This is a genomic window from Nocardia tengchongensis (genome assembly GCF_054781395.1).
Genome location: NZ_BAAGUM010000027.1, coordinates 19,953 through 31,315 on the forward strand (window position 1 = coordinate 19,953; position 11,363 = coordinate 31,315).

The window sequence follows — 11,363 nt, forward strand, 5'->3', positions numbered from 1 at the left end:
GTAGTGCAGCAAGAGCATCCGCGGCAGGCCGGAAGGTGTGTCACGAAGGACTCGCGCGACCGCAACCGGGCTACGCGGGAGCAATTGCCCAGCATCGTCGACACCGCCCCGGCAGACGCCGGGCACAGTGAGCTCTACGCATGGGCCGCCGCCCACGACCTGACCGGCCCGCAGGCTGCCGCCGCCAGACGTGAATTGCGCAAGCTGGGTATCGACTACGACGCCCTGCGCCAAGCCGCCGCCCGCCACCGCCTGGCCGAGCTCACCGCCGCGGCTGCCGAAGGCGTGCCGTTGATCCATCTGGCCGCCCACGGGGCCGCCGCCACCGGCACCTACACCATCCGCGACGGATGTGGCGGCCTGCTCTGGCAGGGCAGCTTCCACGGCCGAGACCAGTACTACCGCAAGGGAAACCAGGTCAGCGCCGACACCTCCGCCGCCGCCAAGGCCATCTTTCTCGCCGCGAAAGCCCGCCAGCACGCCCGAACCGACCTCGCCCGTCTGCATCTGACCCTGACCAATCCACGCGTGGACACCGGCGTGCTCGTCCGCGAAGCCACAGCCTGGCGGTTGCTGCTCGACATCGACATCGACCTCGACGACGACCCATCCGACGTGTCTGGCGTCCAGAACGGGTGTGATGTCCCCGCATTCCGGGATTGGAACGAGGACGAGATCGCCGCGCTCATCCAATTCACCACCCTCGCCGAAGGCTGTGAGGGGCAGTAGTGAATCCCGCCATCGCCCATCTGGTCAGCTACGACGGGGCGCAGCGTCAGCGAACGCTGCCCGCCGCGCGCGGTCGCTCACGCAAGAGCACCCGCCGGGCGCGCGCGTGCGCGTTCCCACGCCCGAACCACCTCATCGGCATCGATGCCCAGCGCTGCCGCCAGCCGAGCAGCGTCACCGCGGCCGAGGGCCACTTGGCCCCGTTCGAGTCGGGTGATTTTCGACGTCGCCAGCCCGACGGCTCTGCCGAGCTCGGGTTGAGTGAGCAATGCCAGGTGTCGCCAATCCGACAGATAGCGCGTGGCAGCGTCGGTGACGATCACCTCGCACACGCCAACCGGCGCCAGCTGTTTCTGTTCCGCCTCACGGTTGATCGCCGCCAGCGCACGCCGCAGAACATCGATCTGCGGACAAGCCTGGCCCAACTCCCACCGACGCGGCGTGCCCTCATCAGCGATACCGGCCAACCGGACCAGGTCACCGCGGCTCATGCCGACCCGTTCGCGCGCGTCGCGGAACGCCGAGGGAACGAACCCGCGAATGACGCTGCGACTCATCGCGCGCGTCCCGGCTGGCTGCTCATGAGTAGACACGATGCACCAATCGTCCCTACTATGCGAACCAAAGCCGCAATTAAAAGCAGCAATTAAAAGCCGATACGGGGAGGTGAAAAGCATGACCCAACAGCAGAACCAGCAGTCAGGAACTCATTCCGAAGCAGTGGTCGGAGTGATCGGCGGAGTGATCCTCGGGGTGCTCATCCCCGGCGCAGCGGTAGCCGTACTCGCCGCCGCGGCCGGCCTGCGCGGCTACGCCGCCGCCAAACACCGCCGCTGGTGGCTGTTCCTCACACCCGAACGCCGCTGGTGGACGTGGCTCGCCCTGCCCTGCATCGGCGTCATCGCGGGCTCTGTGGTCTACGACCTGAACTTGCTGCGCTCGGGCCGCGACAGCGCCATCATCGCCGTCGGTGTGATGTCGCTGGCCGCCGGAATCGCAGCCGCCCCAGGAATTTTCGTCTCCGCCCGCCGTCACCTGCGTCAACAGGTACTCGAAGGCCGCACCAACGACGTCCTCGCCACCGCACAGGTCGCCGACGCGATCCGCCGCGCCGACGACGAAATGACCGCCCGCTCGGTCGGAGTCAGCCTGGGCGAAGACACCGTCGACCCCCGCGTCATCGACCCCGCCTTGCGGCTGACCTCACCGGTGCCGGTCGAGGTGGGCGAGACGATCCGCTACGGGATCGGCGTACTCATCCCCGAAGACCGGCTCTCGGACTTCGAACGATCCGCGCACTACACCGCCAAGGGCTGCGACCTGCTACTCGTCCCCCGCAAGGCCGGGCAGATGCGCGCACTGATCATCGCGGCATCCGGCACCGGAAAAACCGAGCTCATCGCCGCATTCCACGCCACCGCCAACCGCACGGCCATGACGAGCGTGCTGATCGACTTGAAAGGCATGACCGCCGACGCGCACCGCTTCGCCGCCGACGCCCGCACCCAGCGCGACTACCTCGGAGCAGCCGACGACGTGCGCGTCGAGCGCGGCGGCTGGGACTTCTTCGACTGCGACCGCGACCAGCTGCTCGAGCGGCTGATGTTCCTGGCCCCCAAGACCGCCAGCACCGACTACTACACCCAACGCCTGCGCCGGGTGCTCGACATCCTCATCGACGGACGCGGCACCAAACCACTGGTGAACTCGCTCGACGAGCTCATCGACCGGCTCGCCGACCCGGCCGCCCACGTCGGCGCGAGACTGGCCGGGCCGATCATCGCCACCGACCGCAACGGCAACAGCATGGCGGGCGAGGTCGCCCAGACCGTCGAGTCGATGTTCGCGCCGATCCGCCAATACCTGCCCAAGACCGGACAGGGGTGGACCTTCGCCAAACTCCGCCCCGGCTCGGCGACCATCGTTTCCCTCTCGCCGGTGCTGGCATCGGAGCTGCTGTTGGCCAACCTGATGCTGCGCGACTTGCGCGACTACCTGGTCGCGCGCGCCCGCACCGGCAACACCGAACCGCTGTCGGTGACCATCGACGAATTCCCGCAGATGGTCGAAGAAGGAGTCGACGCGGCCGAGGAGGCCGCCAAGATCCAAGAGACCGCCCGCGCCGCCGAAGTCGGGCTCATCCTGGCCGGTCAGACCATCGAAAGCTACTCACTCGACGCCCAAATGCAGCGACGGCTACTCGGGGCCGGTGTCGCGATCTTCTTGGGCCGCTCAGCGCTGCCCGACACCGTCACCGAGGCCGCCGGAACCAAATGGCAGCTCGAGGCCGCGGGCGACCCGTTCGGCTTCACGATCAATTCCGCTCGTGCGCAACAAACCTTCCAGGTCCCGCCGCAATACGTGCGCCGCCAGCACACCGGCATTTTCTGGGTCATCCACGAAGGCAGTGTCGCCCGCTTCCTGGCCCTGCAAACCACCTGACCAAAAGCCCGCATGCAGCACGAAAAACACTGAGAGGGAACAGATTACGATGAAGTTCAACCGCGTAGCCATTGCATCAGCGGCGATCACCGCCACCATGTGCGTCGGCGTGGCCAGCGCCGACCCCGCGCCCGCGCCCTCGCCGCAGGCCGGCAAGCCCTCGCCCTCGCCCCAGGCCGCCCCGCCGCAGGCGGTCCCCGCACCGGTGCAGGTCCAGGAGCTCCCCGTCGCCCCGCCGCCGCGCCCGCGCCCCAAGCAGCAGGAACAGCCCACGGTGGTGGCCCCGGCCAACGACCAGCCCGAGGCCGCGACGCCCGAGGCTCCCGCAGCGCCCGTCGTCGTCATCGATCCGCACCTGTTGCGCGTCGGCACCGCGACTGTCGTAGCGCCGGACTGGATTCCGACCGATACCGTCCACGCCGCCCAAGGAGCCTCCGACGCCGCCGAGTGGTGGGCCGCATACGTCTTCGACCAGGTCGGTTACCCGAAAGACGCCGCCGACCACGCCGCGCAAGCCGCGCTCGCCGGAGGCGCCGTGGGCGGTTATTTGGGCGGTGTGATCAGCGTTCCGGTTGCCGCCATCGGCGGCTGCATCGCCGGAATGGCCATCGGCGGCCTGGCCGGTGCCGCCATCGGCGGCATCCCGACCGCCGGTGTGGCCGGGCCGATCGGTGCCGCGATCGGCGGCACCGTGGGCTGCATGATCGGCGGCGTCGTGGTGGGCGTTCCCGCCCTGGTCGCCGGAGCCGCGCTCGGCGCAGCAACCGGTGGCGCGCTCGGAAACGCCCTGGGAGACAAGCTCGATCCCAAGCCCGTCGCCGACGCCGCCCCGGTCTCCGAGATCACCGCGCCGCAGCCGGTGGCCCCCACCGTGGCCGAACAGGTCGCCGCGTCGAGCCCGGTCGGGGAACAGGTTGTCGCCAGTCTGCGCGGCGCGCTCGACACCATGCCCGCGCTCGATCCCGCCGCACCGTTCGCCGCGCCGATCAACGACCTGCTCGGCGCGGCGCGCGCCGCCGTCGCCTGACCGAACCGACACCAACCAGACCGAGGGGAACCCCCGTGGTGAAGACCGATCCCGAGCTGTGGCGGAAATGGCTGGCTGATCCAGCCATCTCCCGCGACACCGCCGAGCCCGTCACGGGCCGGCGGCGCGGCGCGCGGACTCGCCCCGCGCCCGCCGCCGACAACAAACCCGGCGGACGGTCGCGCGTAGCCGTGATCGCCATCGCGGCCGCCGCCGCACTCGGCGGGGCGGCCGTGGCCGCCATCGTGCTCACCGGATCCGGAGCCGGACGCGGCACCAACACCGCACGCCCCTACGCGGTCATCACCACGGCCCCCACCATCTCCAGTGCCGCCGCCACCACCGCCGCCCCGCCGCCGTTCTGCACCCCCGGCGTGGTCGGCAACACGATCATCACCAACCTCGCCGGTGACCGCGCCTCCGGGCCCGGCGTCATCGCCGCCTACGAGCACGCCTTCTTCGCCGACCGCGACGCGAAGAAGGCCCTCGACGTCACCGACCGCGGATCCGGCCTGCCCGCGGAATCCGGTCTCGCCCAAGGCATCGCCGACGTACCCGCCGGAGCCCCCTGGTGCGTGTCGATCACCGATCTGGGCGCGAACGTGTACGAGACCACCGTCAAGTACCTGCCCGCCACCGGCGCGCAGCCCGTGCTGTGGCTACTGCACATCACCGTCACCGCCAACCACGGCACCTACACCATCGTCCGCGTCGAAGACAAAGCCGCCTGACACCGAAACCGGAAGGAGCGCAAGCCATGTCGAGAATTCAGCGCAGCGCACGCGCGGCCGTTATCGCGGCCGCCGCGGTGCTCGTCGCGCCGGTACTCGCCGCCGCACCCGCGGCCGCAGAGGACAAACCAGCCGCCGACTGCCCCGACATTCACATCCTGGCCGTGCAGCCCACCGCGCAAACATCGGTCGACGCGCCCAGCGACTCCGACAGCGGCGAGCTCGCCGGAGTCATCGTGCCCGTGCTCGAAGCTGCCCGCGCCCAAGACCTCAGCATCGAACGCACCTACGTCTCCTATCCCGCCGACAACGGATCCCAAGGCCTGTCCGCCGCCTACAAATCCAGCGTCGTCGACGGCTACCAGCGCCTCGCCCAGGTCGCCGCCCGCGTGATCTACCAGTGCAAAGACACCAAGCTCGTCATCCTGGGCAACGGCCAAGGCGGGCAAGCCGCCTCCATGTACGCCAAGCAGGTCGCCACCGGCAAAGCCGGCACGATCACCACCGACAACATCGCGCTCGTGGTCACCTGGAGCGACCCCACCCGCGCCGCCGGTGCGCCGCTGTTCGCCAACAAACCCGGCCAGGTCGCTCCGGCGTCCTGGCCCGGGCTCGACCAGAAGAAGCAGCCCAGCGCCACGAAGTTCCCCGACATGTACGTCTCACCCACGGGGCAAGGCATCGGCCCCGACCGCGACATCACCGCCTCATTCGGCGGCCTCGACGGCCGCGTCGCGCAGTTCTGCATCAACGGCGACCTCTCCTGCTCCGCGCCGAAGTCGATCTCGCTGGCCAAAGTCGCGCTCGGCATCGCCGGACAATCCAGCCTCGATTTCTCGCACGACCCGTTCGGTGTCGCCGCGCAGCTGGCCACCGCCACCGCCAACACCCTCGCCAACGGGCTGGGAACCTTCGCCGCCAAGGACGTGAAGGGCTCGAGCCTGGCCGATGTCTACTTCGATTCCAAGGCCTCGATCTCCCAGCGCCTCGCCGACGCCGCCGACTCCACCAACACCACCCAGCAGACAAACCCGCTGGTCGGAGTGTTGAAACTCGGACAGATCGTCATGTCCTCGGTCACCTCGTTCGTGGGCACCGTGCTCAACTCCAGCACCCTCACCTCACTCATCAGCGCGGGAGCCCAGGTCCTCACCTCCGCCGCGTCCGGCGCGGTCAGCAACGCCGTCACCGCGTCAGTCGCCGGGCCCGAGGCCGCCCTCGCGGCCGCGGGACTCGGCGCGGCCACCGGTGCCGCATCGACAGCATCCGGGCTGCTCACACCCGTGATCACCTTGGGCACCAACGCCCTTTCCGCACTGATCAACATCGTTCCCCCGCAATCGGCATCGACGAAGATCAGCTCGATATTCGACCTGCTCATCAACGAGGTCACCAACAACTCAGACCTGCCTGCCGTGATCACCGACGCGCGGCTGTGGAACAACGCCTCGACCAACGGCGGCTACCGCACCACCCGCGTCGCCCAGGACGGTTCCACCCCTGCCGACATCACCGCCGATTGGGTCATCGCCGCCGCCCGCGACTACAAGGCCGCCCGGGTCGCGGCCGCCGAAGCCAAAAAGCCCAAAGACCACGACGCCCCCGCCCCCACCAAGGCCTACGACAAGGACAAATCCGGCAAGCCCACCGCGCCGACCGCCGACCGGCCCGACCTGTCGACCGTGATCAAGAAGGACACCCCGAACGACGTCCGGATCATCAACGCGCCCACACCAACCGGGACCGTCACCCCGACCACGGCCACCCCGATCACCTGGCTCCCCGACGGCGCCACCAGCATCGCCGCCCGCCTGGCCGCCCTCACTGGAGACGGGCCCGCCACGATCCTGCTGCGCCTGGCCTCACCCGTTCTCGCCGCCACCACCGCCACCAGCAAGGACACCCCCAAGTGAGCGCCAACCCCTTCGACATCGACCCCACACCGCCCGACGAGGGCGACCCCGAGCAGGGCGACGCCGCCCAATCCACCGGCCAGGACACGAACGCGCCGGAGCAGCCCGGTACCCCGGATCCGGCTGCCAATCCGTTCAACGCCGCCCCAGCGACAACCGACCCGGTCGACCTGGGCAAACCGGTCCCGCAGCCCGCGCCCGAGCCCGCTGCGACCGACGACAACCAGGACGAGCCCGGCGGATCGCCGCTATGGCGGGTCATGCCCGCCGTCGAAGGCGGTGGAGCGTCGACCCTCGACGGCTGGTGCGCCTGCTCGGCCGAGATTGCCCACAACCCCACCTGGCGGCCCGCGCCGGGCCAGAGCCCGTACCTGGTACTCACCGCCCCCAAGACCGTGGACGGCATCAAACGGGCCCGCCAGCTCGCTGGAGCACTCACCCGCACCGCCGGCACCGCCGCGTGGGTAGTCGCCATCGTCGTGCTCGCGCCCGCCAAGGCCAGCACCAGCGGCGGGCTACAGCTCAAAGAGCTCATCGCCGCCGCCGAGGCCGCAGGCGTGCCCGTCGTCACCGCCGACCACGACCCCGCCCTCGCCGACGCGCCCTGCCCACCCGAGGGCATCGACGCGTGGACCCCGCAGAACGCCACCAATCCCGGTGTCCCAGGCGCGCTCTCGCGCGTCTACACCCGCCTGTTCTTCACCATCGCCGACCGCGAATCGGCCCCACTCGCCAAGGAGGCATAAGTAGTGAACGCCAGCATCTACGACGCGGTCCTCGCCGTTTCCCAGCCCACCCCCGACGGTGGGCCGTTCGAGTCGATCATGAGCAAGTTCCTGGGCCTGATCTACTTCTTCTCCGGCGCGATCGCGGTGGCCGCCCTCATCGGCGCGGTCTGCGTCTACTACTACCAAAAAGTCACCATGCAGAAATCCGAGGTTCTGTCCTGGATCGGCATGGGCCTGGTGCTGATGTTCGTCGCCGCGGGCGCCGCACAGATCGTCAACTGGACCACCGGCAGCTGACCATGGCCACCCAGGCGTACCAGCAGCTGCCCGACGGCGTCACCCGCCCCATCCTCAACCTCGCCGGACAGCTGATCAGCCTCACCGGATATTTCGCCGTCGGCGCGATCCTCATCCTGGCCATCCGCGCCTGGCTGCGCTACGACCGCGGGGCCGACTTCATCGACCTGTGGCGAGAGCTGCTCGTCATCCTGTTCTGCGCCGCCGTGGCCATGAAGACATTCGACATCGCCAACTGGTTCCACTGAGAAAGCGACTACACCCGACCATGATTCGACGATTCATCCTCGCCGCCGTGGCCGCCGCGTCAGTGGCCGCCACAGTGACCGCCTGCGGCGGCCACTCCACCGGAACCCCCTTGACCATCACCAACTACAAGGGCACGGACTGGGTCACCGACGGCAAGATCAAGCCGCCCGCCACCGCCGGGCGCGGCGACCGCATCAAATGGCCGCACACCATGGACGGCGCGGTCATGGCCGGCGTGGACTCGCAAACCATGCTCGACATCGCCGACGACGCCACCTTCGGCGGCATCGCGCGCGACTACTTCGCCGCAGGCGAAGGCCTCAGCGCCTACCTCGCCGCCCGCGCGCAGATCACCGTCAGCGGCGTACCCAACGCCGCGAAAGTGCCCCACATCAAAGGGTTCCGGTTCTTCGACTACGAAGACACCGCCGCCACCGTCGAAGTGCTGTTCGAACAGCCCGACCACTCCATCACCGGCCTGACCAGAAAACTCGTCTGGTCCGGCGAAACCTGGCTCATCGAGCTCCCCAAAGAGACCGCGGGCGTGGTCAAGGCCTACGACACATTGCCCACCGACACCAACGCGCTGCCCCAAACCTGAGACCCGCTGCGCCGGAGGACATTTCCGATGAAGACCCGCCATTACCTCGCCGCGACGGCCGCCGCGCTCACCCTGGCCACCAGCACGCTCGCGTGCAGCAGCCACACCAGCGACACCCCCGGAACCGTCCCCGGCCAGCCCCCCGCCGGTTCGAGCACCGCACTCAAAGACACCGACTGGTTCAAAAAGACGTTCGGCACGCCCCTGCTCGCGGACAACACCTCGCTCCAGCCGCGCGCGGTCGAGCAGGCCAGCGACATCAACGGCACCGTGCTGCCGCAAAACCGTGCGCCCGTGGACGGGCCCGCGATGTGGCAGCGCGTGCAATGCGAAGCCCTGCCGTTCTCCACCACCGACGGCCCCACCAAGCTGCGCGCCAACACCATCTACGGCGGATTCGCGCACACTCCCTTCGGCGCCGCGCTCGCCGCCTACCACCTGCGCAACTTCGGCGGCACCGCCACCGAGCGCCAGGCCCTGCCCGCCATCCTCGCCCCGGCTGACCGTGACCGCGTCGTGCCGGTCCTCAAAGTCGACCAGACCAACATCCCCGCCCGAAAGCCGAACTGCCTGGCCACCAACGGCATTCGCCGACCGGCCCGCTACCACACCGAAACCATCTCCGACACCGTCATCAACGTCAGTTTCTGGTACCTGCCCGACTCCGGCAAACAGCGCGGCTCAACCTTCGACGTGACCGTCGTATGGTCCGGCGACGACTGGTACCTGACCGAGCAATCCATCCTCGACATCGGCTACTCGGGCCACCAGAAAACCCCCACCGACGCCGACGAACCAGCCGGATGGGCTCGATGGTGAGAACCCCCCGCCGCACCCTGCGCGGCCTCATCGCCGCACTTGTGGCGCTGGCAGTGGCCACCCTCATCCTCGCCGCGGTCGGTGCGGCACAACCCTCCACCGAACCGACCAGCGGCGCACCCACCACCAGCGCCACCCCGACGACAACCACCGCGCCGCCGACCAGCACCACCACCCCGGCCACCACCACGACGGCCCCGACCACCACCGACCCCAGCGGCGGCGGAGGCGATTGCAACGGGCACATCCGCATCCCGGGCACCGACTGGTGCACCCCGATCCCGAACTCGGTACAGAGCGCCACCGGCGGCGCGATCAGCTCGTTCTTTTCCGACATCGTCGACCAGGTGCTCCGCGGATTCATCTGGATCATCAAGTACGCCTGGCAGCTATTCGTCCACGTCGACGTCAACGCATCCGGCTCCCAAGGCACCCTGCAAAAGGTCAACGACATGACCGGCGAACTTCAAGTCGTCGCATGCGGACTGGGGCTGCTGATCGCGCTCATGCAAATCCTGTTCCAGCGCATGATGCTCACCGGTGACAACGCCGCCCCCGAGGCCTTCGCCGGATTCCTGCGCTGGGCCCTCGCGGCAACCTTGGCCGCGCCCGCCCTGCTCGCGCTGTCCGGCGCCAGCGACGCCCTGGCCGAATGGCTGTTCACCACCTCCGCCGACCAGGCCGGCGGCACCACCCACATCGTCGACCAACTCAGCTCCGCACTCAGCGGCCGCGATGCCCGCCTGAAAACCGAAGACGTGATCTCCCTGGCCCTGGCCTTGCTCGGCCTGATCGCCTACCTCGAGCTCACCATCCAACTCGTGCTGCAAAAGGCCTGGCTGATCTACGTCGCCGCAGGCCTGCCCATCGCGGGCGCAGCATCGGTCACCGGCGGCGGAAAAGCCGTGTTCTGGTCCATGGTCCGGCTCGGCGTCGGCGTGCTGCTGTTCAAACCCATCGCCGCACTGCTGTTCGCTGTCGCGTTCTGGCAGATCCAGGAGCTCAACTCCGGATCCGACGTGGTCACCGCAGTCCTGGCGATGGTCGCCCCCGCGTTCTGCCTGCCCGTGCTCACCCGGCTCGTCGGCAACACCGCCGTCGCCTACTCCGGTGCGCCGATGCTGGCAGGCACCTACCGCAGGACCCGCAGCATTGGGCGTCTCGCAGGAGGCTCGGGCGGCGGCCGCGGCAGCGGAGGCGGGACCAGCGGAGAAGGCGAATCCTCACGGCGCGACGACAAAGCGAAAACCCCGCCCTCGAGCGGCAACCCGCCCAGCACCGGCACCGGGACGGGCACCGGGACCGGCAAGGCCGGGCCCGCCCCCGCGCCCTCGCAGACCGGTACCACTACAACATCGACCCGCTCGACCAACGCCGCGGGCACCACCACATCCACCCGTGGCGGTGCCACTGGCGGCGCCGCAACCGGTTCCAGCGCCGCCAACGGCTCCGGCAGCTCGAGCGGGCGCAACAATGCCTCCGCATCCAGTTCGGGATCCGCCAATGGCACCAACGGATCCGGGGCCGGACAGTCCGGCCGGGCGAGCGCGAGCACCGGGACGCGCACCAGCAGTGCCAGCGCCGCCGCCCCGCCGCCGACCAGTGGCACCGGAACCGGCGCAGCACGTTCGGGAGGCCGCAGCGACTCCGGCACCGGGCCCAGCCGGGCCGCCGCCGCCGAACCGGCCTCGACGCCGACCCCGGCCCGCGCGGAACGACCCCGTCGCCGCACCGGGCCGCGTGACTCGAGTTTCCGGCGCATCACCTAACCGGTTGCGCAGGCCCGCACCCGCGGGCCTGCGGTCCCCGACACCGCTTGCCAGACAA

At 69.4% G+C, this 11,363-nt stretch carries 12 protein-coding genes; 11 read left to right on the forward strand and 1 reads right to left on the reverse strand.

Going from position 1 to position 11,363, the window contains the following annotated elements; all coding sequences use genetic code 11:
• Nucleotides 1–84 precede the first annotated feature (84 nt).
• Complete coding sequence (locus tag ACYVKL_RS38930; RefSeq protein WP_379174198.1) at nucleotides 85–729, forward strand: hypothetical protein; 645 nt, start codon at nucleotides 85–87, stop codon at nucleotides 727–729.
• A 77-nt stretch (nucleotides 730–806) separates the two neighbouring features.
• Here ACYVKL_RS38930 and ACYVKL_RS38935 read toward each other — a convergent pair whose 3' ends face one another.
• Nucleotides 807–1,286, reverse strand: a complete 480-nt coding sequence (locus ACYVKL_RS38935; RefSeq protein WP_379174199.1) for a helix-turn-helix domain-containing protein — start codon at nucleotides 1,284–1,286, stop codon at nucleotides 807–809.
• A 118-nt stretch (nucleotides 1,287–1,404) separates the two neighbouring features.
• Here ACYVKL_RS38935 and ACYVKL_RS38940 point away from each other — a divergent pair, with 118 nt between their 5' ends.
• From ACYVKL_RS38940 to ACYVKL_RS38985, 10 genes are read left to right on the forward strand one after another with little or no spacing between them, the layout of a single operon-like run.
• Nucleotides 1,405–3,171, forward strand: a complete 1,767-nt coding sequence (locus tag ACYVKL_RS38940; protein ID WP_379174201.1) for a type IV secretory system conjugative DNA transfer family protein — start codon at nucleotides 1,405–1,407, stop codon at nucleotides 3,169–3,171.
• 49 nt (nucleotides 3,172–3,220) lie between these two features.
• Nucleotides 3,221–4,198, forward strand: coding sequence for a hypothetical protein (locus ACYVKL_RS38945; RefSeq protein ID WP_379174202.1), 978 nt, complete (start codon nucleotides 3,221–3,223; stop codon nucleotides 4,196–4,198).
• 35 nt (nucleotides 4,199–4,233) lie between these two features.
• Complete coding sequence (locus ACYVKL_RS38950; protein ID WP_379174203.1) at nucleotides 4,234–4,929, forward strand: DUF8176 domain-containing protein; 696 nt, start codon at nucleotides 4,234–4,236, stop codon at nucleotides 4,927–4,929.
• A 26-nt stretch (nucleotides 4,930–4,955) separates the two neighbouring features.
• Entirely contained in the window at nucleotides 4,956–6,842 is a 1,887-nt protein-coding gene (locus ACYVKL_RS38955; protein ID WP_379174204.1) for a cutinase family protein, read from the forward strand.
• Complete coding sequence (locus ACYVKL_RS38960) at nucleotides 6,839–7,588, forward strand: hypothetical protein (RefSeq protein ID WP_379174205.1); 750 nt, start codon at nucleotides 6,839–6,841, stop codon at nucleotides 7,586–7,588. The genes ACYVKL_RS38955 and ACYVKL_RS38960 overlap by 4 nt, the downstream gene beginning before the upstream one ends.
• Before the next feature lie 3 nt (nucleotides 7,589–7,591).
• A complete protein-coding gene (locus ACYVKL_RS38965) occupies nucleotides 7,592–7,867 on the forward strand; it encodes a hypothetical protein (protein WP_379174206.1) in 276 nt (91 codons plus the stop codon).
• A 2-nt stretch (nucleotides 7,868–7,869) separates the two neighbouring features.
• A complete protein-coding gene (locus tag ACYVKL_RS38970; RefSeq protein WP_379174207.1) occupies nucleotides 7,870–8,115 on the forward strand; it encodes a hypothetical protein in 246 nt (81 codons plus the stop codon).
• Nucleotides 8,116–8,162: 47 nt separating this feature from the next.
• Complete coding sequence (locus ACYVKL_RS38975; protein ID WP_379174208.1) at nucleotides 8,163–8,717, forward strand: DUF8175 domain-containg protein; 555 nt, start codon at nucleotides 8,163–8,165, stop codon at nucleotides 8,715–8,717.
• 27 nt (nucleotides 8,718–8,744) lie between these two features.
• Nucleotides 8,745–9,536 carry a DUF8175 domain-containg protein gene (locus ACYVKL_RS38980; protein WP_379174209.1) on the forward strand — a complete coding sequence of 264 codons (792 nt, stop codon included), beginning with the start codon at nucleotides 8,745–8,747 and terminating at the stop codon, nucleotides 9,534–9,536.
• Nucleotides 9,530–11,305, forward strand: coding sequence for a hypothetical protein (locus tag ACYVKL_RS38985; protein ID WP_379174210.1), 1,776 nt, complete (start codon nucleotides 9,530–9,532; stop codon nucleotides 11,303–11,305). Before ACYVKL_RS38980 ends, ACYVKL_RS38985 begins: the two co-directional genes overlap by 7 nt.
• The last annotated feature ends 58 nt before the right edge of the window (nucleotides 11,306–11,363 follow it).